The organism is Alcaligenes sp. SJTW-7 (genome assembly GCF_047716895.1).
Classification (GTDB): Bacteria; Pseudomonadota; Gammaproteobacteria; order Burkholderiales; family Burkholderiaceae_B; genus Alcaligenes; species Alcaligenes ammonioxydans.
On the sequence record NZ_CP136682.1, the window covers coordinates 3036872 to 3060219 of the forward strand.

The 23348-nt window shown below is 57.9% G+C and carries 18 protein-coding genes; 9 read left to right on the forward strand and 9 right to left on the reverse strand.

Features of this window, described 5'->3' with window-relative positions:
- Positions 1-283: 283 nt before the first annotated feature.
- The 3 genes from rsmD (at position 284) to RSQ48_RS13810 (ending at position 1783) form a co-directional block, all read left to right on the forward strand.
- On the forward strand, positions 284-913 hold the full coding sequence (rsmD, locus tag RSQ48_RS13800) for a 16S rRNA (guanine(966)-N(2))-methyltransferase RsmD (RefSeq protein ID WP_003802377.1): 630 nt from the start codon (positions 284-286) through the stop codon (positions 911-913).
- Positions 914-933: 20 nt separating this feature from the next.
- Complete coding sequence (coaD, locus tag RSQ48_RS13805) at positions 934-1440, forward strand: pantetheine-phosphate adenylyltransferase (RefSeq protein ID WP_003802378.1); 507 nt, start codon at positions 934-936, stop codon at positions 1438-1440.
- 85 nt (positions 1441-1525) lie between these two features.
- The gene (locus tag RSQ48_RS13810; RefSeq protein WP_003802379.1) at positions 1526-1783 is read left to right on the forward strand and encodes a YfhL family 4Fe-4S dicluster ferredoxin; all 258 of its coding nucleotides are present in this window, start codon (positions 1526-1528) and stop codon (positions 1781-1783) included.
- Positions 1784-1852: 69 nt separating this feature from the next.
- Here the strand turns inward: RSQ48_RS13810 and RSQ48_RS13815 are convergent, their stop codons facing one another.
- Complete coding sequence (locus tag RSQ48_RS13815; protein ID WP_059318299.1) at positions 1853-2251, reverse strand: MOSC N-terminal beta barrel domain-containing protein; 399 nt, start codon at positions 2249-2251, stop codon at positions 1853-1855.
- Positions 2248-4944, reverse strand: a complete 2697-nt coding sequence (locus RSQ48_RS13820) for an AsmA family protein (protein WP_415301898.1) — start codon at positions 4942-4944, stop codon at positions 2248-2250. The genes RSQ48_RS13815 and RSQ48_RS13820 overlap by 4 nt, the downstream gene beginning before the upstream one ends.
- A gap of 273 nt (positions 4945-5217) precedes the next feature.
- Here RSQ48_RS13820 and RSQ48_RS13825 point away from each other — a divergent pair, with 273 nt between their 5' ends.
- Complete coding sequence (locus RSQ48_RS13825; RefSeq protein ID WP_003802382.1) at positions 5218-6498, forward strand: bifunctional O-acetylhomoserine aminocarboxypropyltransferase/cysteine synthase; 1281 nt, start codon at positions 5218-5220, stop codon at positions 6496-6498.
- Positions 6499-6646: 148 nt separating this feature from the next.
- Here RSQ48_RS13825 and RSQ48_RS13830 read toward each other — a convergent pair whose 3' ends face one another.
- Positions 6647-7063: a YidB family protein gene (locus RSQ48_RS13830; RefSeq protein ID WP_003802383.1), complete on the reverse strand. Its 417-nt coding sequence runs from the start codon at positions 7061-7063 to the stop codon at positions 6647-6649.
- 221 nt (positions 7064-7284) lie between these two features.
- Between RSQ48_RS13830 and RSQ48_RS13835 the strand changes: the two genes are divergently transcribed.
- The gene (locus RSQ48_RS13835; protein ID WP_219235072.1) at positions 7285-8205 is read left to right on the forward strand and encodes a delta(1)-pyrroline-2-carboxylate reductase family protein; all 921 of its coding nucleotides are present in this window, start codon (positions 7285-7287) and stop codon (positions 8203-8205) included.
- A gap of 125 nt (positions 8206-8330) precedes the next feature.
- The gene (locus RSQ48_RS13840; RefSeq protein WP_003802386.1) at positions 8331-9071 is read left to right on the forward strand and encodes a flagellar brake protein; all 741 of its coding nucleotides are present in this window, start codon (positions 8331-8333) and stop codon (positions 9069-9071) included.
- On the opposite strand, the gene RSQ48_RS13845 is transcribed toward RSQ48_RS13840, so the two are convergent.
- Positions 9068-9682 carry a nucleotidyltransferase family protein gene (locus RSQ48_RS13845; RefSeq protein ID WP_415301899.1) on the reverse strand — a complete coding sequence of 205 codons (615 nt, stop codon included), beginning with the start codon at positions 9680-9682 and terminating at the stop codon, positions 9068-9070. The genes RSQ48_RS13840 and RSQ48_RS13845 overlap by 4 nt on opposite strands.
- A gap of 492 nt (positions 9683-10174) precedes the next feature.
- Between RSQ48_RS13845 and RSQ48_RS13850 the strand changes: the two genes are divergently transcribed.
- Positions 10175-13513, forward strand: a complete 3339-nt coding sequence (locus tag RSQ48_RS13850; RefSeq protein WP_415301900.1) for an autotransporter domain-containing protein — start codon at positions 10175-10177, stop codon at positions 13511-13513.
- Positions 13514-13735: 222 nt separating this feature from the next.
- Here the strand turns inward: RSQ48_RS13850 and RSQ48_RS13855 are convergent, their stop codons facing one another.
- The 4 genes from RSQ48_RS13855 to RSQ48_RS13870 all read right to left on the reverse strand — a co-directional run bounded on the left by RSQ48_RS13855 (position 13736) and on the right by RSQ48_RS13870 (position 18649).
- Positions 13736-14338, reverse strand: a complete 603-nt coding sequence (locus RSQ48_RS13855; RefSeq protein ID WP_407927749.1) for an N-carbamoylsarcosine amidohydrolase — start codon at positions 14336-14338, stop codon at positions 13736-13738.
- Between the two features lie 7 nt (positions 14339-14345).
- A complete protein-coding gene (locus tag RSQ48_RS13860; RefSeq protein WP_240209613.1) occupies positions 14346-15398 on the reverse strand; it encodes a 2,5-dihydroxypyridine 5,6-dioxygenase in 1053 nt (350 codons plus the stop codon).
- An 81-nt stretch (positions 15399-15479) separates the two neighbouring features.
- Complete coding sequence (locus RSQ48_RS13865) at positions 15480-16304, reverse strand: alpha/beta fold hydrolase (protein WP_059318875.1); 825 nt, start codon at positions 16302-16304, stop codon at positions 15480-15482.
- Between the two features lie 86 nt (positions 16305-16390).
- Positions 16391-18649, reverse strand: a complete 2259-nt coding sequence (locus tag RSQ48_RS13870; protein ID WP_003802268.1) for a xanthine dehydrogenase family protein molybdopterin-binding subunit — start codon at positions 18647-18649, stop codon at positions 16391-16393.
- 396 nt (positions 18650-19045) lie between these two features.
- Here RSQ48_RS13870 and RSQ48_RS13875 point away from each other — a divergent pair, with 396 nt between their 5' ends.
- Together RSQ48_RS13875 and RSQ48_RS13880 are read left to right on the forward strand one after the other, a co-directional pair.
- A complete protein-coding gene (locus RSQ48_RS13875) occupies positions 19046-19522 on the forward strand; it encodes a (2Fe-2S)-binding protein (RefSeq protein ID WP_003802266.1) in 477 nt (158 codons plus the stop codon).
- Positions 19519-22371, forward strand: coding sequence for a c-type cytochrome (locus RSQ48_RS13880; RefSeq protein WP_415301901.1), 2853 nt, complete (start codon positions 19519-19521; stop codon positions 22369-22371). The genes RSQ48_RS13875 and RSQ48_RS13880 overlap by 4 nt, the downstream gene beginning before the upstream one ends.
- Before the next feature lie 410 nt (positions 22372-22781).
- Here the strand turns inward: RSQ48_RS13880 and RSQ48_RS13885 are convergent, their stop codons facing one another.
- Positions 22782-23330, reverse strand: coding sequence for a DUF924 family protein (locus RSQ48_RS13885; RefSeq protein ID WP_003802262.1), 549 nt, complete (start codon positions 23328-23330; stop codon positions 22782-22784).
- Between the last annotated feature and the right edge of the window lie 18 nt (positions 23331-23348).

The following is a 23348-nucleotide window of genomic DNA, read 5'->3' on the forward strand; positions in this document are numbered from 1 at the left end:
AGACTGCGAGGCAGCGCGATGTTCAGCCTGACTGGCTGCCTGGCGATCCAAAGCCACAGCAGGCGGGACTGCCGGCGTTTGAACTGGCGTGCTTTGCTCCTGCGCTACCGCAGGGGATGCGTCTGCCGCGTCAGCCTCGGGCTGGGCAGGAGAAAGCGGCTCGGTCAGCTCCGTTTGAGTGACTTGTGGCTCTGGCTTGGCCTTCTTTCTTTTAAAAAAACTGAACATACGATTTACACTAGAAAATTCTGTTGAATGACCACATTATCCGATCAAAGCGCTAATGAGAAAACATGCTGTCCGTATTGTAGGTGGGGATTATCGCCGCACACCCATTTCAGTGGTCGACGCCCCCGGTTTGCGGCCCACTCCGGATCGTGTGCGCGAGACGCTATTTAACTGGCTCAACCACTTCTGGGGCGGACAATTCAGCGACAAAAACGTGCTGGACCTGTTCGCCGGCAGTGGCGCCCTGGGGTTTGAAGCCGCCTCGCGCGGTGTCGCCTTTGTGCAAATGGTGGAGCGTCACGGGCCGGCTGTGGCCAATTTACGCGCTTTGCGCACCAAGCTGAAAGCCGAACACGTCCGCATTCATGCCGGTGACGCCCTCCATATTCTGGAGCGCAGTCAGATGCGCTACGATCTGGTCTTTGTGGACCCGCCCTTTGCACGCGACTGGATGGAACGTATCTGGCCCTTGCTGCCCAATGTGCTGGCGCCGGACGCACTGGTTTACATTGAGTCCGAAACCCCTATACAAGCCCCGGCTCAATACGGGATACTACGACAGGATAAGGCAGGGCAGGTACATTATCATTTGCTGCGATTTGCTGCGATGCAAAAAACAGTCAATAATGCCGAATTTTCCGGGACGCCTGCGCCGCTCTCCCCGGACTCCGACCTGCCAACTTGAACCCCTTACGCGGATGCACCATGATCACAGCTGTTTACCCCGGCACCTTCGACCCCCTGACCCGAGGCCATGAAGACTTGGTCAGGCGAGCCGCCAACCTTTTCGATCACGTCGTGGTCGGTGTGGCCTCCAGCCAGAACAAACGCCCCTTCTTCACGGTAGAAGAGCGTGTGGAAATTGCCTCCGAAGTGCTCAGCCACTACCCGAACGTGGAAGTAAAAAGCTTTTCGGGCCTGCTCAAGGATTTTGTGCGTGAACAAAATGGTCGCGTCATCGTACGTGGACTGCGCGCCGTCTCCGACTTTGAATACGAATTTCAAATGGCGGGCATGAACCGCCACCTGCTGCCCGAAGTCGAGACCATGTTCATGACCCCTTCGGACCAATACCAGTTCATCTCCGGTACCATTGTGCGCGAAATTGCCATCTTGGGCGGCGACGTAGGTAAATTTGTGTTCCCGTCCGTAGAGCGTTGGCTGCAAACCAAAGCCAAAGAACGCAATCAGCAAGCGGTTTCGGCGACCTGAACTCGCCCTGCACAGCGGTCCGTACTACACTGTAGGGTGACCGACGGGTCAATTCCAAAGACCACGCTTATCAGGACACTGCGCTATGGCACTGCACATTACAGAAGAATGCATCAACTGCGACGTATGTGAGCCGCAGTGCCCCAATCTGGCCATTTACATGGGCGAGGAGATCTACGAGATCAATCCCAACCTATGTACCGAGTGTGTCGGCCACTTTGATGAACCGCAGTGCGTGGTGGTGTGTCCGGTCGAATGCATTGAGGTTCACCCTCAGCACCAGGAAAGCCAGGAAACCCTGCTCGCCCGCTACCATCGACTGCAAGCCGAGTCCACTTCCTGATGGAACAGCCATAAAAAAAACCTGCTTCTGGCAGGGTTTTTTTTGACTGAACGCCGCCACAGGGGGCATTTACGGGGAGGTAGCCAGACGCTTTAACAAACGTACTGGCTGGCCGATATAACGACTGAACCACTGCGCCGGCAAATCGCCCTCGTCGATCAATTGCACTGGCTGGCCGTTTTCCTGCCACATGGAAAACGAGTCAGGATCGTCTTCAATGACGTCTACCGCTATATCCAGACGCAACATGCCGGGAGCACGCAGCACCAACTGCCCAAAGCGCAGCTCCATGCTCAGTTCAGCGAGGACAGACAAGGCCTGCGCGCCCAGAACCTGCCCCTGTTCATCGCCCAGAACCCAACGCTCCTGGCATGCCAGCGCCTTGCTATCGCTGAGCGCTGGCCCCCCTTGCAAAAGACAGACCGTGTCCAGTGGCTGGCCCGCATTCAGGCTGGTGTCCTGACTCATTGCTTGAACCATTGCTTCATGGCCTCACCCAGAGTTGGGGGCACTTTGGCTGCCAACTCGTCCTGAATGGCCTGTTTGACCTCAGCCTTCACCTCTGTCGTGGTTTCTGCCTTGGCCTGCGAGGCCTGTTGACTCAACAAGTCCAGCAACCCGTCCTGCAAGGCTTTTTTAATCGTGTCGCTGGCGATGTCCTTCCACTGAATCTGGTAGGACAATGCAGCCCAAGGCCCGGAGATGTGAATGGGGATCGACACATTACGCAGATCCTGCAAAGACTTGCGTTCATCAGCGGACAGACTGTTAGGGTTGAGGCGTGCCTGCAACGTCACCTCAGCCTGCTGAGTCACTAAGTCCAGCTTGGACCCCTTGGCGGCCGTGACATTCAAGAGGGGGGTCACGGCCCGGAAATTGCGGAACGTGGCCTGCCCTTTCTTGATATCCAAGCTGCCTTGCAGGCGTTTTAACACCGTACGACGCAAGAGATCGGACTCGGGCAGCAACAAGGGAATCTGGCCGCTGAAGGCATTACGCACCGCCTCGTTGATATCCCGTACGCTTTGATCCAGATCGACACTACGCCAGCTGCCGTCGAGCAGATCCAGGCTCAGGCTCCCTTCCAGCGCATTCAGGCGCTCTTGCTGCGTGGCCCCCTGGGTCTTCAGATTCAGATCGACATTGCCTTTGCCGGCCAGATAATCATTGCCGAAAGCGTCCAGCAGCAGCGAGCCCAGTTGCATTTGCTGCAACTTCAGACCCAACTCCAGGCGTTTGCCCGGCTCTACCTTGGCCTTGGCCTGGAGCTGTCCTTCGTAGGCTTGCGCGGTGAACTGCGACAGATTAATCAGTTGTCCCTGATTCTTGACTTGAGCCTTGACCTGATCCATGACCATGCCCAGGCTGCGAAGCTTCTCAATTTCAACACGCAGATCGAAACTCATGGCATCCAGCCAGGCATAGGAAGCGGGTTGCGCATCCTCCTGTTCGGCCGCTACTGGCGGTTGGGCGGGGTCCGCGGGCTGTTCCTGCCCGGCTTCCTGCTCCTCGGCCTGTCCGGTCGCTGGCTCTGACTCATCAACCGCCTCCGCGGGGGGGACCACCTCTGGGGCGGTTAGCCAGAAAATCGAGCGCAGCTCATCCAGATCGAGCTTGTCTGCCTTTAGCACAGCGGCCAGCAAGGGGCCTTTGCCTTTATCCTGAACACTGATATCCAGCTTGCCTTGAGCCTGCTCGATGTTGCTGCTTAGCTGCGCCTGGTATTGCTGCTTGCCTTTGTTCAGATCCGCCTGTCCGCTCAACGGCATCTCGAAACGGCTGCCCGCATCGGCCTCGTCCTCGACGCGAATGCTAGCCTGAATTTCGGGCAGACGCAGCCATTCATTCGACGGCTGCCATTGCATGGGCGAACTGGCCTTTAGTTGAGCGACACGACTGCCTTGCTTGACCGCTCCATCGAGCTTGGCCTGCTCAAACAAAAGCGCCTGGCTGTTGCCGGACAAGCCCTGCAGCGTCAAGCCCAGGCCCCAGACCTTGGGACCGCTTACTTTCAGGCTGGCCACCACGGGTGCGCCTTCGGCCTGGGCAGGCGAGACCTGAATGCGGGGAACGTCCAAGGCCAGATCCAGGTTCTGATCCTCGTTTTTGCCGCGGATACGCAAGGCCAGTTTCTCGAACGACACCAGATCACTGTCGCTGTCGATCTGCATCTTGGGCGTGTTCAAGGACGCATTCAGATCGCTGACCGGATACGAGCCCAACCATTGGCCTTGCAGTTGAGTATCCAGATTGGTGGCGTTGAACTGACGCTGCCCAGCCTTGTACGCCACATTGCCTTTGAGTGTCAGGCTTTGCGCCCGCAACTCGTCCAGATCGCCTACAAAGCTCAGGTTCAGCTTCTGCGCTGCGTATGATTGCGAGGCGGGGTCCAAACTGAGCTGGCCCTGCCCCTCCAGCGACCCTTCGGCCACTGGATAGTCGCCCGACAGCCGGCTTTTGAAGGCCACATCAAAAGGCTGGCCGAACGTCATGCGCCCCGTATTTACTTCCAGCTGCAGCAAGCGACCAATCACATTGCTGCGCTTGCTGAAGTAGTGAATTTCGCCCCCTTTCAAGCTCAGACCCGCAATGTCGATCTGAAAATCCGTCTCGCTGCCCGAACGCTTGGCAATCAGCTCGGGCACTGGCGAGGACTCGGGGGACGGCTCAACAGATTTGTCCTGTGGAGCCTCGGCCGCCTGCGCAGCAGGCAATAAGGACACCCCAGCACGGGCAACGGGCAGTTGAGGACCGACGGGCGGCGCTTGCAACAGGTCATCAAAGTTGAATGCACCCTGCTCATCACGCACAATCCAGGCCTTAAAGCCCGTAACAGCGACGTGGTCCACAACCAGACGGTTGTTGATCAAAGGCCAGAGGGCGACCGCAAACCGGGCACTTTCAAAGGACGCGAAGGGATCTTCCGAATTACGGTCGGACAGGGACAGGCCCTGCACGGACAGGCCAATGCGGGGAAATAAAGAAAGTTCGATGTCACCGTCAATCTTAAGCGTACGCTGATACTTTTGCTGGACGATGTCGGCCAGCTTCTGTTTGTACGAATTGGGATTGAAGGTCAGCAGGAAAATTGCCCCGCCAACCACTGTGACAATAGCCAAAACGACGAGGCTGAATAAGCCCCGCTTAAACCATACTTTCATGTAAGCCTCTAGGACCTCGGGGAAGGATGCAACATGCCATCTGCCCGGATACGAAATGCTACCCTATGTCGGGGCATTGCGAAGTAACGAAAATAAGAAATATCCACCTGCTCTTTAAAAAGCGGTGTCGTCTGTCAGCAATCCCTTATTATTACCTTAAGAAATAAAGGCATAGTATTAATGTCTTCGCCCTTAGATGCATTTGCGCACATACAAGGGTTATGCTTGCTCTGTCTTATATAAGCCACTTGATAATCAATTCCAGAATAAGCCATGAAACTAGAGACTCTTGCCATTCATGCTGGCTACCAGCCAGACCCGACCACAAAAGCTGTTGCTGTCCCGATTTATCAGACCACTTCCTACGCTTTCGACAATACGCAACACGGCGCGGATCTGTTTGACCTGAAGGTTCCCGGCAATATCTACACCCGCATCATGAACCCGACCAATGCCGTGCTCGAAGAGCGTGTAGCGGCACTGGAAGGCGGGATTGCAGGTTTGGCAGTCGCCTCTGGCATGGCAGCCATCACGTATGCTATCCAAACGATTGCCGAGGCCGGCGACAACATTGTGTCCGTCAGTAAACTGTATGGTGGCACCTACAACCTGTTCGCACACTCCTTCCCGCGTCAGGGCATTACGGTCAAGTTTGCCCCGCCCAATGACATCGAAGCGCTGGAAGCCCTGATTGATGATCGCACCCGTGCCGTTTTCTGCGAAACCATCGGCAACCCGGCCGGCAATATCATCGATATCCGCGCCCTGGCCGATGCTGCGCACCGCCATGGCGTGCCACTGATTGTAGACAACACCGTCGCGTCTCCTGCACTGTGCCGCCCTATCGAACACGGCGCTGACATTGTGGTGCATTCGCTGACCAAATACATGGGTGGTCACGGCACCACCATCGCTGGCATGGTGGTGGATTCGGGCAAGTTTCCCTGGGCCGAACATAAAGACCGCTTTGCCATTCTCAATACCCCCGACCCTTCCTACCATGGCGTGGTCTACACCGAGGCCTTCGGTCCGGCTGCCTTCATTGGCCGTTGCCGCGTGGCTCCGCTGCGCAACACTGGCGCAGCCCTGGCTCCCTTGAGCGCCTTCCAGATTCTGCAAGGCATCGAAACGCTGCCTTTGCGGATGGAACGCCACACGGAAAATGCCCTGAAAGTGGCCGAGTACCTGAACAAGCACCCTCAAGTGTCCTGGGTCAAGTATGCAGGTCTGCCCGACCATCCCGACCACGAGCTAGCCAAGCGCTACATGGGCGGCAAACCCGCTGCCATTCTGTCCTTTGGCATCAAGGGCGGCATTGAAGCGGGCACTCGCTTTATCGACGCGCTGAATCTGGTGCTGCGCCTGGTCAATATTGGCGATGCCAAATCCCTGGCCTGCCACCCGGCCAGCACCACACACCGTCAGCTCAATGCGCAAGAACTGGCGGCAGTGGGAGTCAGCGAAGATATGGTGCGTCTGTCCATTGGTCTTGAGCACATCGACGACATTCTGGCCGATCTGGAACAAGCGCTGGCTGCTGCAGCACGCGGCTAAGACAAAAAAAATCGGTACTGGCCGTCGCGCTCATACCGATTTGTCTGGCTCACATCAAAAAGCCTGGAATCGGTACGACACCCATTCCAGGCTTTTTCATTTTTTTCCTTCCACGGCCCGCGGCGGGCCGCGCTCACGGCATCAATTCTCAGGGTTTGCGAAACAACTGCGTCAAGCCACCCAGCAAACTGCTGGCATCGGTAATATGGGATGGGTCAAACTGGCCATTGGGACTGGCCTGATTGATCAGGGAAGGCAACATGATTCTCAGGTTCTCCAACACGCTTTGCTGGGTCAAGCCCGACAAGTTCACCAACTGCGTAATCGCGGGCTGCCCCATCACTCCCAACAGGTCTTGCTGAGCAATGTCCTGGTTGCTGCCCTGCGAAATCCAGGATGACACCACTTCCCCAAAACCACCGGCGCGAAAACGCTCAATCAGACCACTCAGGCCCCCCGGATAGCTGCTGATTACTTGAATCAGGGCAGGCAAGAGCGCGCCCTGCTCCTTGGATTTGGCATCTGCCGACGACAAGGCCGACACAACAGAATTAAGCAAACTCATTATTTTTCTCCCCAATGCACGGCACCATGCGGGCCGGTGCTGATATCAGGCCTCATTATGCCGTGCTCACCCTGCAGGCGGGGCGGATTAATTGTCAAGGTGGGTCAATGGCCGCGTAACGCCCCAAGCCTATTGCCCTGGGCAACGCCTACGCTACACTGGTTTACCGATAGCCTGGCACGGTGTCTTGGCCAACAGACCGACTCAATGGAGATTCTGGAATGATGCAAGCTTCCTATACCATCCTGTCCGCTCAAGAAACTGCTCGCGCTTTGCCCTATCCAGAGCTGGTCGCCCAGCTTGGCATCGCCGTAGCCCAATCTGCCGCCGGCACTATCGTCGCCCCCGCCCGCCAGGTGCTTGACTATCCTCAAACCGGGCGAATGCTGTCCATGCCCGCGGTTTCGCACGATATAGGCGTGCACAAACTGGCCAATGTCATGCCGGACAATCCGCAGCAGGGCCGGGGCACCATCCAGGGTCTGGTCACTGTGTACGATGCCCACAATGGTCTGCCCCTCTTGATTCTGGATGCGCCCACCCTGTCCGAGCGTCGCACCGCCGCTGTGTCCATGCTGGGCATCCAGGCGCTCTGGCCCCAAGGGCCCGAACACATCACCCTGCTGGGTTACGGCCAACAGGCACGGGCTCATTGCGAGGCCATCATGACGCTTTACCCCAAAGCCGAGGTCACCCTGACAGGCCGCAGTCTGGAGCGTGCCCGCGCCGTCACCGCCTCTTTGCAGACCCGTTTCGGAGCAAGGGTCCAGGCAGCGGCAAGCGTGCCGGAAAAGACCGATGTGCTGATCAGTCTGACCTCCAGCCTGACACCGGTCTATCACGAACCAGCCCGACTTGAGCGCCTGTTGATCGGCGTAGGGGCCTTTACACCTGAAATGGCCGAGTTCGAAGCCCACACCGTCCTGGCCAGCCGCCTGTATGTAGACGATCTGACAGGCGCCCGAAAAGAAGCGGGAGACCTGCTTCAGGCTGACGTAAATTGGGATCAGGTTCAGGGCATACACCAGGTTTTGCGCAGCCCGGCGCCCAAAGACAAACCCGTGTTCTTCAAATCCGTCGGCTCCGCTGCCTGGGATTTGGCGGCCGCTCGTTGTGCCTTGCATCAGCGCCAGCAGATCTGAAACCCCAGGCCTCAATACTTAAGGGGCAAATCAACGGACCGGGCACACTAAATCGCGTCCAGAGTGTTACTCTGGCGCGTACAATCCCTTACAGTCACTTACCGATCTCTTTTTGCCGCTCTGCCATGACCTCTTCGCTCCCCCCTCTTGAAGACGATCCATTTCAAATCCAATCGAAGTTTGAAATCCTGCGTGTTTTACGGGCTATTGAAAAAGGCGGCCTGCTGTTGCACATGGAAGCCAACCACGGCAATGACCGGATTGTGACCACCATTTTGGATATCGATCTGGACAATAATGTGGTGGTGATCGACACCGCTAACAAAGAAGAAAAAACCCGAAATCTGCTGCAGTCCGAACACACCAGCTTTGAGACCTCTGTCGACAAGATCAAAGTAACCTTCCAGGGGCCCAAGCCCGAAGTGGTGACCTATGAAGGACAACCGGCCTTGGCCATCCCGATCCCCGAATCCATTCGCCGTTTGCAGCGACGCGAATTTTTCCGCGTGAGCGTACCGGTCAGCGAACCGGCCATGGTGATCCTGCGTCTGAATAACGAGGCAAAGAGTTTCATGCTGCACGATATCAGCGGCGGGGGCTTGTCGTTGGTCGACGAATCCCAAAGTCTGGCAGAGGTCATTGGTGCACATAAAACAGAGTCCCTGCTGGAGCTTCCTCAGGCAGGCTCTTTTGTCGTGGCGCTACAAGTGACACGAACCGAAACGCAACAACTGCCCAATGGCAAACAGATTCAACGCCTGGGCTGTACGTTTATTGACTTGTCTGCCTCCACGCAAATGGCCATCCAACACTATATTGGTCGCCTGGAGCGCCAGCAGATCGCCAAACAGCGCGGACACGGTTAATTCGAGTCAGGGGACATTCCCAGATCACTGGGAATGTCCACATCACGCAAGATCCCCTCATCCACCAAGGGCAGGAACAGGGTCTGACCCCTGTTGGCTTGCAACAAGCCACGCGCGCCTTGCTCATCGGGCAGTGTCAAAAGCGCCTGCTGCCAGGCCAGACCAAAGCCAATCGGATTGCCCGTCTGCGCGTTCACAACCGGACGTACTATCCCAGCGCCATCCTGCACGGCCTGAGCGACCGCCGCTACTGTACTGGGCCGTACCCAAGGCATATCCGCCAACAAGACGACATAGCCATAAGAAGGCCGACTCGCCTGTATCCCGGCTTTCAAACTGACCCCCATGCCGCGCGTCGCGTCTGGCGCCGGTACAAAAACGAGCGGTAAATCGCCCAGCTCACGCCGCAGAAGCGGCTCATGAACATCGCAGACCAGTAGCACTTCATCCAGCACGGACAGCGCAGTCTCACAGACACGGCGCACCACCGTTTTGCCATCATCCATCCGGGCCAGCAGTTTCAGGCACTGACCTGAGGGATCGAACCGACGACCCACACCGGCGGCCAGAATAATGCCCGTCACCCCCGAGACCCGCTGCTGTCCAACCATTCAATCTCCTTTACACTTCTGCGTTAGCCTACTGCGGCTCATTGTCTTTCACGATCAGCCTGAACAATACAAGTGATCGAGGCCAACAAGGCTCCCACAAACCGGGCTTCCAGTACATCGTTAAAAAAAACGGCAAATCCCTTGGTACTGTATCAAGGCCACAAGATCAAAGCATCGGACCCAGCAGGGAGATGGACTCAAAGAAACACCAAGAAGGATTAAGCCCGCAGGACGTCCTCCAAGAGCAGGTCGAGAACTGACTCTGAGAGAGCCAGCCGGGTAAGGCAAGCTCCCATTCAAACCTTAAGCACCCCAGCCCAGTCCCCGTTTAAAAGCACTGCCCGCCTATTTAAAACAATAAGTGTCCATTTAAAACAATCTGCTATATTTTCCCCGCACTGGCTCAACGTCATCTTCTCGTGCAAGGCTCTCCTTGCCAACCTGAATGCCTCAGGCTCAACAAACTGCTTCCTCCACTTCAGGGGCTCCTCCGTGCAGACACTATTTCGCGCCTTGAATACCCGACCCGCCATGACACCCAACAGGCTATGGGCAGCACTGACACTGGCTATTGCCCCCCTGTCCGCTCACGCTCTGGAAGACAGAACCGTGGAGAACGCTGCCGGGCGCAGCGTATTCATCGCCCGGTTTTTCGACATTGGCGACGGCTCCTTTGACAATGACAACACCTCATTCTGGAGCTGGGAAGGCCATCAGGCCTACAAAAACGAGATCGTCGACGGCCTGGGCTATTGGGCGGAAATAATTCAGCCTCAGGGCAACAAGCCCGCCACCATCGTGAACATCGGCACGGTCGACATGCCGGGCAACGCCTACGGTGGCTCCCCCGTGGCCCAAGGGGGGCACAGCGCTTTGACGCAAATGCAACAAAACATCTTTGGTCTGTCACCCTCAACCGGCACCCTGCCCTTGGGCGGCCACGGCTTTTTTGGACTGGGCCAGGATGACTACGCACTCAATCCCGCTCTGACCCAAACGCCTCTTAGCGGCAAAGACAGCGTCCTGCTGACGGCCATACACGAAATTGCCCACGGTCTGGGCGTGTTAAGCAGCGTTGAAGACAAAGGCAATCTAGACGAATTCAAGCCTTATTTTGAAAGTGATTTGAGCAGCTGGACACAACTGCTCCGGGACGACAACGGCAATCCGGCACGCGCAAACCAAAAAATTGTCTGCAGTGCTTGCAACAACACCTACGACCCCGATGCGTTTGATCTACGCCAGGACAAAGGCTATCTGACCGGGACTCACATCGAACAGGTGCTGGCCGGTGGCCTGCGCGGTGTCCCTGTCAAGATACTCGGTGAGGAGGGAGGCGTAGACGATAACTTCATGAGCCATATCGAACTTCGCAACAGCGTCATGAGCCACCAGAGCTACCGCAACTATTCGGGCTTCATGGAGGCTGAACTGGCCGTCATGCAGGATCTGGGGTACACCATCGACCGGACCAATTTCTTTGGGCGCTCCATCTACGGCGATGGCCTTGATCTGGTCAACACACAGGGCTTCTTTGAGCGCAATGCGGCGGGCACACAGTACCTGACTGGCCGCTACAACCTGTCGACGCTGGGTCTGGGCCTGCACATTTATGGCAGCAACAACCAGATCCGGCAAGCGGCAGACCTGCTGAGCGCAGGATCGGGTGGCGCAGGCATACGGGTTGATGGCGAAAACAACACCGTCATTATTGAGCCCGGCGTCAAAATCCACGCCAATGGCCTGAATGGACAAGGCATTCAGTTTGCCTACGGTCGCGGACACACACTGGTTCATCGCGGCGATATCCAGGCCAGCGGACCGCAAGGCGTCGGTCTGCGTTTTGATTTCGGCACCAATTCACTGGGCAACCATACCGAGCGACGGGGCTCCTACCTACGCAGCAGCGAGGGGGCCGATCTACCCCTGCTCCCTGAACTGAACGGCCCTCTGGTCCAACAAGCCGATATCAGCGGGAGGGTAGCCGGCCAAGAGGCCGCCATTCTGATTTCTGACAATGCCTACGTGGGACGGATCAACCTGATGCAGGGCGCCCAACTGGAAGGCGATATTATTTCGCGTTATGCGCAACGCGACGATACTCAGCAACTGCGCCTGACCACTGTGTCGTTTGGCCAGGCAGCGGACCGCGAAGGCCGCAGTATCAATCAGCCCGATGCGAGCTTTAACTTCAGCTACGCAGGCAATATCACTGGTAAAGACAATCTGACCCTGTCCTTTGACGGCGGAACCAGCCAGTTGGACGGAAACTTGCACGTGCACAGTGCCACCATTCACGAAGGCGCTACCTTCAAGGGCAATGCGAGCTTTGATCTGGCCAGCGGCAACACGCTGTTGAACGCCGGCACTCTGGCGCCTGGACACTCAACCGGACGCATCAGCGTCAAGGGAGACTTCCAGCAAACCGCAACAGGTCAACTGGAAACCGAGTTCGACAGCAACGGTGCCCACGACATACTGGCCATCAGCGGCAAGGCAGAGCTTGCCGGCACCTTGAGCCTGCAGCCCTTGGCCGACTGGTATCAAAACTCGTGGGCAGTTGACACTGCGTCGCTAGTGGAGGCGAACAGCTACAGCGGCAAGTTCGACACCCTTCAGATCCACGCGGTATCCCCCACCTTGTCCTTTAATGCCGACGCCCTGGGCAATGAGCGCTACCGCTTGTCAGCTCACCGAGCCGACTACGCCTACAGTCAGTACGGCCAGAACGACAACCAGCAACAAGCCGGGCAAGCTTTGTTCAAGCTGGCCTTAGCCGGTCCTGCATCCGCCCAGCCCCTGTTCAGGGAGCTGGACTTCTCGGCGAGGAACGGCTCCCTGATCCGCGATGCCCTGGACCAGGTTTCGCCAGCCAGCTACAGTGCAGCGATGGCCGCCTCCCTGACACACGAGCGCGAAATCATGCAAACCGCCCGCCAGGGTTTTAGCCAAAGCATGGCGCGCCCCGGCAAAGACTGGCAAGGTTACGCCTTGATATCGGGTTCAAGCGCCGATCAGAGCACACGGGGCTCATTGCTTGGCTACGATGCCAACAGCTATGGCCTGATCCTCGGGGCCGGACGCAGGCTGGAGTCAGCACCTGATCTCGCCGTGGGTGCTCAACTGGATATTTCGGATCTGTCGGTCAAACCCGATGCTCCTTATGGCGGCAAGAGTAAAGCCACTGCGTTCGGGCTTGCGGCGCATCTGCAGTATCGTCCTGCTGCCCGCCACGGTCTTTTTGCGTTCAGCGGGCTGCGTCTGGGCCTGGAGCACGCTGATATGCGTCGGCACATCAGCCTGGGCAACTACCAGGCAAGCCACTCGTCTGACTGGACAGGCCGTCAATTGTCGCTGGATGCGGGCACAGGCTACCTGTGGCCGATCAGTCCGTCTTTGTCGGTCGGCCCTGTGGTCAGCATGAACTATGCCTGGGCATCGCGGCCTTCTGTCGACGAATCGGGCAATGCAGCCACACGCCTCCAGCTGGAGAGCAAACGTGTTGACGCCTTGCGCTCCAGCCTTGGTCTGAGCGCTCTATGGAACCAAGATCTGGATGATGGCAGCAAACTGGCTGTAAATGTCGACCTCGGCTGGAACCACGAATGGTTGGACCGCGACCTGACTCAGGCTGCGCATTTTGCGATTGCCTCCTCGGACACCGCGTTTAACACCCGTAATCATGTGCTCCCTCGCGACACGATGAGCGTGCAAGCCGGGCTGAGCTGGCAGCGTGATGAGCGTCTGTCGATTGGCACAGGCATCCGCTCACAGTTCGGGGGTGGATATTCATCACTGCAGGGACAAGTCAACCTGCGCTGGGCGTTTTAAGTGTTGAGCCTGACAGGAGCTCGCGAGGGCCTGTGTCGTGAGAGACAACGAAGGAACGCACGTGCACGTGCAATGTGGGGGGAAACGAGCGGCGCACGTAGACGCGAGAGAGAAGAAAGGCAGGGGTATGTGGTGCCAGACGTATAAAGACATCGGGGGCACGAAAAACCTTGGGAGCCGGGGAAGGCGCTGACGCGCCTACCCGGTTCTAAACAAGGCGTTTTACAGCCCCATCAATTTCATGGCCTCTTCACGCGTCGCCACCGTGGCGTACTTCTGACGCATATCGAACAGGTTGGCCTCGTGCGGGCCAATTGCCCGATCACCCACGCAGTCCGACACCACCAGGGGGCGGAAACCCAGTTGCATTGCATCGACCACGCTGGAGCGCACGCAACCACTGGTCACCGCACCCGCCACCAGCAGTGTTTGCACGCCACGCTGGGTCAGCCACGCCGCCAGGGGCGTACCAAAAAACGCCGACGGCACGTTCTTGCGAACAATAAATTCACCCGGTGCAGGAGCCAGCTCCGGCACGATGTGGCTGTTGTGCGCATCTTCGGTCAGACCCAGCATGCCGGGGACTTTGATGCTGAAGATATTGTGATCAGCGCCATCGTCGGCATACACGATACGTGTGTGCGCCACCGGCCAGCCCTGCTCACGCGCCGTTGCCAGCAACTTCTGTGTGTTCGCGATCGCCTCAGGAATATTGCCGCCACCAAACACCGCCGGGTCAGCAAAACCATTCACCAGATCAATAATCAACAAGCCGTAGGGAGCTTGAGGCTCCAGCGTCGATCCAAACCCTTGTTGAGCGTACACCGCTCCTTCATTCGTACTCACCAACACCTCCATCCAGTACTTTGCCATCACGCACCACCGCCCGGCCATCCAGGCTGACCGTGCAATGGCGCAAAGGAATATCAATGTGGCAGGCCGTCGTGCGATTGCCGCCCGCCTCGTTGTTTGGGCCCAGAGAGAACAGGAAGTTGCCCTCGAACGCGCGGGCATCCATACCAATGGTGTTCTCGCGCGAGTACAGGCCCAGCGTAGACCAGTGACAACGCGGTTGCAGACCCCAGCCAATGTGGGAGATCGCGTAACCTTCGGGATCGTTGAAGGACTTCATATACTCGTCCAGCAGCTCGGCTTCGACTCCCCCTTCAATCTTGGTGGCGTAGCCGTTTTCCACGGTCAGAATGATCTGTTCGGTCGAGTACTTCTTCTGTGGCAACAGGATGTCACCCTTGTCGATCACGATGGTGCCGTTGGTACCCCGCTCATTGGGCCAGGTCAGCACAAAGCCGCTGGGCCAGTGATCCCACCGACCCGGCTCGTCCACAAAACCGTATTCACGAATCGCCGGGAACTCACCGAGCGGGCAACGCAGATTGGTACCGGCAGGAGAGGTAATGCTCATCTCCTTGGCGGCCTTGATCAAGGCCGCTGCCGCGGTCACGCGCGCACGATCGGCTTCGGTGGGCACCGTGCGAACCAGAATTTCAGGTGGCTCCACGGCCAGCAAAATCTTGGTACCCGACTTCAGAATGTCGATCTGCTCGGGCGAGAACAACAGGGTCATCAGGTCCAGCACCAGATCACTGGCCTTCAAGGCGGCGATCGCCGCCTCATTACCCGTCAAGGGCGTGGTACCCAAGTACGCCAGCGAGTCACGGCTCAAGGCTTTTTCCGCGTTGACCGGCAACAAGTCCAGGCGATTGACAATCGCTCCCATGGACTGGGCGGCAATCTGCGCGCACTGCAGGGTCTGCGGGTGCGTGGTCGAGCTGGTCAGCAAAGTCACCGTTTGACCCGCCTCCAGCTTGGACAGGCGCAGCACTTCTTGCCAGGCCTCGATGAGTTGATAATCACTAACTGCCATCTTGTCTCTCCTTGTGAGAGGCTCCGGCACTGAGGCGGAACCTCTGCATCACAACGGGCCGCCCATGCGGCCCTTTCAACATCACACCAGGCGCTGGCCCAGGAAATCACCGAAGGCTTCGTAAAAGCCTGCTTCGTTATCCCAAGGGATCATGTGACCGGCATTGGGCACGCGTACGTGCTGAACGCCCGGGGCCAACTGCTCAATCTCGGCTACATCTTCATCACGCACCACGTCTCCACGCTCGGCTGTCATCAACAAGGCGGGCACCGTCAAATGCGGGAAGTCCACGTGGATATCGTCGGTGTGGAAACCTTCAAAGCTGGCCAGAATCGCCGGCTCGTGGCAGGTGTGCAGCCACTGGGCGCGCAATTGCAATTGTTCTTCCGTCCAGGTCGGGCAAAAGGCACGCATGTCTTCTGCGGTACACCCTTTGCGGGCCATCGCCATGGAATCCACGTACCAGGGCAGCTTGGCCGGGTAGGCACGACGACCAGGGCCGGAGACGGGCGGGTCCACCATCACCAGACGGTTCAATCCATCGCTGTTCTTGTGAGCGGCACGCAAACCAATACGCGCGCCCATCGAATGACCGACCACGATGTAGTCCTTCAGGCCCAGGGCTTGAGCCAAGGCAATCAGGTCATCGGCCTGCGCATCCAGGCTGTAGTCCATGCCTTCGGCCGCTTCGCTCAAACCGCGGCCACGCACGTCCTGAATGTAGGTGTCAAAGTGCTTGCCGAACTGCTCGCCCACAAAACCCCAGGTCACCGCCGGGCTGGTAATGCCGGGAACAATGATGACCGCAGGACGCTGATCGCGCCCACCGACGGAACCACCGTAACGCAGGTAATGCTGACGAATGCCATTGGCGTGAACATGGCCGCCGTAAAGAAAGGTACTCATTAATCTGTCCTTGGATTGAAACCGTCAGGTCCAAAGCCCGGTACTGCTAAAAGGCCCTGAACCCGATCCCTGAAAATTGCTGCTGCCTACACCGTTTGGGGCGTAGCAGCCAGCGCGGCCCGGACCACATCCGGTGTAAAGGGCACCTGCCGAAAACGTCGGCCAGTTGCATCAAACAAAGCATTGGCAATCGCCGAGGCACAGGGCACGGAGGCAGACTCGCCCGACCCCATCGGCGGTTCAGACTGCCTGTCCATCAAAATCACCTCAATAGGCGGGATGCGCGGGAAATCGATAATCGGGTATGCCCCCCACTCCGCGCTGACCACCCCTTGCGCGTCAAAACGCACCTGTTCATACAGGCTGCGGCTCAAGGATTGAATGACATTGCCGTGAATCTGGTGACGCACTCCCGCAGGATTGACCATCTGGCCCGTGTCCTGACCGACGTAAATCTGCTGAACCTCGATCACTCCCGTATCCTGATGCACTCGCAGGTCCAGCAACCAGGCCGACCAGGCTGCGCCAAAACCGGGAAACTTGCTGTGTATATAACGGGCATACGCCAGGCCACGACCATACAGATAGCCCTGCGCATCGGGCTGCCCGCGCGAACCACGATGTCCAATCTGCCACTGGCCTTTGTCCGCGACTGCCTGCAGCAGCTCCTGGGCGCGCACATCCTGATCCAGATAGCGCAGGCGATAACTCAGCGGGTCTACACCCGCCTCCACCGCCAGCTCGTCCAGAAAGCAGTCATGCGCAAACGAATTGGGCATGGCCGACACGCCGCGCAACCAGGAGGCACGCACAATCGCGGGCATGTCCTGGCACACAATGCGCTGCTTGGGATAGCTGTAAGGCGGCACCGCCGTGCGATCGCCCATCTCCAGTTGCCGGGGCGCCGCCGACTCCCGACCGGTCAGCAACAAAGCCAGATTCGGCGCATCATTGGAGGGGTAATGGGTCACGAACTCGTAGTGACGCAGTTGCCCCTCAACATCCATGGATCCGACCACATCCATCAACTGAGCCGCACCTTTAGGCTCCCAACCGTGCTCCTGTTCACGCGTCAGTTGCACGCGTACCGGCGCCCCCACCGCCTGTGACAGCAAGAGGGCATCGGCACACACGTCGTCAGCGCAATTGCGACCATAACAACCCGCCGCTTCATGACGGATAATCTCCAGATCCGCCTCGTCCTCGCCCAGCAACTGGCTCAAGTGAACGCGCAACATATGCGGGTTCTGTGTGCCCGACCAGATCCGACTATGGCCTGGCTGATAGTGCGCCACTGCGCAAGAAGGGCCTATCGACGCATGCAACTGAAAAGGCCAGACATAAGTACGCTTCAAGCGTTTGCCTTCGGGCGGCAATGCATCAAAGTCCGGCCCTTTATCGACAAGCAAGCGCTCCGTCATGGGCTGACGACGAATCAACTGCTCCAGATTATTCATATCCTCCAAAGGAGGAATCGCTTTCCAGCGCACTTTCAATTCACGGGCGGCACGCATGGCGTGTTCTTCACGAGCCGCGACCACCCCAATAAAGTCGCCAATCACCACGACACGCACATCGTCGGCAATATGACGGATGGATTCCTCGTCCACGGATTCCAGGCTGCAACCGATGAAGTCGCCACTATCACGTCCGGTGTAAGGAGGGCGCACAACACGGCCATGCAACATGCCGGGTACACGCACATCGTGTACATAGACCCACTGCCCCGCGACCTTGCCCGGAATATCGACACGCGCCTGGGCGGTCCCGACAATGCGCAATTGCTCGGCCGGTTTGGTGGGAGTTTCCTTATCCAGATAAGCCCGCAGTTCCTGGCCTTCCAGCAATTGCCAGTACGTCAGGCTACGCCCGTCCGGAGCAATGACTGTGCCGTCATCCACACGCAATTGATCGGCGGGCAGCGTCCAGCGTTGCGCGGCTTGTGCCAGCAGCAATTGACGTGCCTGAGCCGCCGCCTTGCGCAGCGGTACAGCATGAATCTGAATGGACGCGCTGGCGATGGTGGGACCCTGGTTGGGCACTGCATCGGTATGCCCCAGCACCATTTGCACACGGGCCATGGACACATCCAGCTCATCTGCCACAATCTGGCTCAGTGCGGTCTGAATCCCCGTACCCAGATCCACATGTCCATGAAACGCGCGCACCCACCCCTGCTCGGACACCGCGACAAAAACATCGTCGTGCGCCTGCAAATATTCGGACACCACGCCGGGCTGACCGGGCGAAGGCTTGGGAGGCCGTACCGGTGCCGCTAAAATCAGCAAGGTGCCGCACGCCCTGAGCAAATCCTGCTGCTGGTGACGCGGCGCATCGTAAGACATCACTCTCTCCTGGCGGGGCTCTTTATAGAGGGTCTGGCACGGGACAGTCCGGGTTCGGCCCCTGACAATCCACCCGAGCGCTCGACAAACCTTCAATTACTAGCGTACACGCCCTAATAAAACAAACAAACCGCAACAGATCTTATTTTCCACAACTACTATAAAGATAAAATCAAGGGCCCAATAATCAGTGTAAACCCTATAATAAATGAGATTTTGCGGAATTTTTCATGACTTCCCACAAGGCCTTTGATTGATACCTCAAGGGAGTAGTAGAATCTATTTACTCAATAAATTAAAGTGTATACACTTAATTTAAGCATATCAATACCGAACTGATAAAAGCACCGCCCATCCTGTCCGACAACAAGGTGCGATCTACCCAAGGTGAAACCCATGAACCCTTGTACTCGCCCGCACACTTTGCGGGTCAATCAAGAGACCCACATCATCGAGGTGGAACCCGATACCCCGCTGCTTTATGTGCTGCGCAACGATCTGGAGCTCAACGGCCCCAAGTTTGGTTGCGGGCTGGGCGAGTGCGGCGCTTGCACCGTTCTGGTCGACGGCGTGGCCGCCCGCTCCTGTGTAGTGCCCGTCAGCCTGGTGGAGAATCGCCAGATCACCACGCTGGAAGGCCTGACCCACAACGGACAAGCCAATGATGTTCAGCAGGCATTCATTGATTGCCAGGCGGCACAATGCGGCTATTGCCTCAATGGAATGGTCATGACTGTCCAGGCTCTGCTGGACCGTAATCCGCAAGCCACGGAAGCACAGATTCGGGATGAACTGCGCTATAACCTGTGCCGTTGCGGCACCCATGTAGAGATCATGCAGGCCGCCCTGCGTGTTGCAAAGGCCCGGCAATGAGTCATTCAGTACAGGACTTTTCCCGAGCGCTGTGGCCCGAGCTGCCCAGTAACACCCGCTTGCTGCATGGCGTTGTTGTGCGCCCTCCTTACTGGTCCTACGAAAACGGCCAGTATCTGGGTGCGGAATTACAGACCGTCGACAAACAGGCCGCCCTGCACGTGCCCGGTGTCGTGGACTGTGTACATATCGGTAATTACCTGGGCGTGCTGGCTGTTCAAGCCGAGCAGGCCCAACAAGGCGCCGCCTTACTGGATGCTCGCTGGGTCACGCCCGTCGCGGCAAGCCAAGCCGCTCTGCCAGCGGATGACGCCCGCGCGTCCGCGCTTAGTCCCCCCGACCAAGGCTATGAGTGGCAGTCTGCCCTCGAGCACCCGCATACTGCCTGGGCCCGCGCTTGCTATCACAACAAGCAGCTTTTTGTTTGGGCGCACACCCGGCGCCCCGCGGCTCTGCTGATAGAACTGCAAGCCTTGAGCGGCCTGCCCAGTGAGCAGATCCATCTGCACGATACGGCCGACAATCAAGCCGATGCCTACGACTGCGCGATGGATGCAGCGCTCATGGCCTTTGGCCGCCCCCAGGCCGTGCAAGTTCGGGCCAGCCAAAGCGAAACCAGCATTCGCCTGAGCGTCTATCAAGGCGCCACCGAGCCAAACGATCTGACTGCCCACTTGCAGGCGTGCCGTTGGCAATTGAACACCTTGTCCGGTGTGCGTCCTTCCCTGGCCGCCATTCTTTGCGGCCAGCAAGGCTTGCCCAGCAGTGGCCTGGCAGTACAAAGCGACTACTTTTCCGCCCCCCTTCCTAATAGTGATGGCGCTGCCGCCAGCAGTGACCCCGACAGTCTGGCCCAGGCCACCGTCTTTGCCCAAGAGTCACAGTTCGATCAGGCCTGCCACCAGTTGGGACTGGATCCCTTGGAGGCACGACTGGAGCATGTCCGCAGCCCGCAAGGGCGCGAATTGCTGCAACGCGTTGCGCAACAGTCAGATTGGTCCGGACCCCTGCCGGCTCACCAGGGGCCGATACGCAAAGGTCGCGGGCTGGCCTACAGTCATACTGTGGAACACATCCCTGGACAGGCAGCCCGTGAGCAGTGGTCAGCGTGGGCTGTAGACGTGAGCGTCGACACCCGCCAGGGGACGTTAAGCATAGACAGGCTGACCGTTGGACATGACAGTACGGAACAGGACAACCCGGAACGAGTACCGGAATCGGCCCCTGCCCTGGCTGACAGATTGGGGCGGTGGGCGCAGCAACTGCTGAACCAGGATCTGGGCAAAAGCGGTGCTCATAGCGGCAAGCCCCCTGTCACGGAAGCGATAGATAAATCTGCCGGCAAACCTACCGTCCAACTGGTCAAACGAGAAGCGGCCGTCGGCCAGCCCTTGGCCTGGAATCAGGGCGTGGAGCTACCCGCTGCGGCCGCCATTGCCAATGCCATTTTCAATGCCAGTGGCATCCGCCTGACCAGTGCTCCTTTTAACGAACAGTCTCTGGCACTGGCTTATCAGGCCACCACCAGCGCCAGCAGTAAAAAACGCAAAGCCTGGTGGGGAGCCTTAGCCGCGGTGGCAACCGGCACCATCCTGAGCGCCCTGCCCTGGCGGCCCGCCATTGCTCCAGTAGGGCACGTGGATACATCCATCTTTTCGGAGCGCGCCATCGAGCGTGGGCGGCTGGTTGCCATTGCGGGCGACTGCATGGTCTGTCACACGGCTGAAGGCGGCAAGCCCAATGCGGGCGGCCTGGGTCTGGAGACCCCGTTTGGAACGATCTACACCACCAACATCACCCCAGACAAAGAAACCGGCATTGGGAGCTGGAGCTACAAAGCCTTTGAGCGCGCCATGCGCGAGGGCATCCATCAGGATGGCCGTCATCTATACCCGGCCTTTCCTTACACCGCCTTTGCCAAAATCAGCGACGAGGACATGCAGTCGCTCTACGCTTATTTGATGACGCAAGAGCCGGTCAAGGCCAAGCCACCCGAAACCAAACTGCCTTTTCCCATGAATATGCGGCCTTTGGTAGCGGGCTGGAATCTGCTGTTTCATCGAGATCCCAATGCGTATGTGCCCGACCCGACGCAAACCGTGCAATGGAACCGCGGGGCGTACCTGGTCAACAGCAGCGGACACTGTGCCGCCTGCCATAGTCCGCGCAATATGCTGGGCGCAGAAAAAAGCGGTGAAGCGAATTTCCTGGCCGGCAGTTTTGCGGACAACTGGGAGGCACCTGCGCTCAACAGCCTGTCCAAAGCCCCCATCCCCTGGACAGAACAGGAGCTGTACCAATACCTGCGCACCGGCTACTCCCCCCGTCATGGCGTGGCCGCCGGGCCCATGGGCCCGGTAGTCGCAGGACTGGCTGAGCTGCCTGAGTCGGACGTGCGTGCCATGGCCCATTACTTGAGCAGCCTGAACCCGGTCGCTCCTGAACAGGAACAAACCCATGCTGCGCAGGCTGCATTACTGGAGCAGAACAGCCGCAGCAATCAGGAAGTGATGGTGATGCCGGGCGAAAACCTGTTCAACGGCGCTTGTGCAGTTTGCCATGACCCGCGAGGTGGCCCGGTACTATTTGGCGCCCGTCCGTCTCTGGCCCTGAACAGCAATCTGCACAGTGAGCACCCCGACAATACGATTCAGGTACTGATGCACGGCATTACCCGTCCGGCGCAGCCCACCCTGGGTTCCATGCCCGGTTTCAAGAACAGCATGAATGATGAGCAGATGGAAGACCTGCTGAACTATATGCGGGCGCGTTTTGCACCGGACAAACCGGCCTGGACGGGATTAAAAGACAAGATTGCGACCATACGAGAACAGAAAGGTCACTTGTAGACAGGGCGTGTCCGTCGATTGTGTTCAGACACACGGCAGATGAAACAAAGGCGGCTTCAAGCTTTCACTTGGCCGCCTTTGTTTTGGGCTCATTGCCGTCAAACTGGATAAAACCAGGAACTCTCAAGGCAGGCTCTCGACCAGCACGCTGAAGGATTGATCGGGAGCTTGAGTTTACGTAGATATTTGGGTTTGGGTTTGGGTTTGGGTTTGGGTTTGGGTTTGGGTTTGGGTTTGGGTTTGGGTCAAAGCATGGGCCAACAATCGAAACTTGTGTTCCCAGCAAGCCTAAGCTCCAGCGCCAATCACAATCCTGGCTCAGTTCTAGGCCCAGCCCAAATCAGCATCAGGCCCCGAATCCAAACCAAGACCAAGACCAAGACCCCAGCCTAGCCCAGACTCAGCACCCATCAACCCGAAAAACCACCAGTCTCCAGAAACTTTTGTTCTTCCGCTGTCGTAGTACGCCCCAGAATCGAGTTGCGATGCGGAAAGCGGCCAAAGCGCTCCACCACATCCAGATGCTCTTGGGCATGATCCAGCCAGGGACGGCCAATTTCCTGATTCAGGCGCACGGCCTCTTGCTGATCGGCCAGATTCTCGGCATGGGAATACGGCAGGTAGCAAAACACACGACGCTCTGCCGGAATGTGTTTATCCAGCCCCTTGGCCACCATCTCCTTGGCAATCGCCAAACCCTTTTCGTCGGTCGCATACATGCGAGGAGTGTGCCGAAAGGCGTTGCGTGGGAACTGGTCCAGCAAGATCAGCAAGGCGTAGGCCCCTTCTGCGGTCTGCGCCCAATCGTCCAGCTCGCCCTTGGCCGCACGCTCATGCCAGTCCAAAAATCGTTCGCGAAACTCCTGATCGAAGTCATCGGACTTGCGAAACCATTTCTCTGGCCCTGATTCGACCCAGAAGGCTATCACTGCCTGAGGATGGGGACGTGCATCTGCCATGGTGTTCTCCTGGAAACG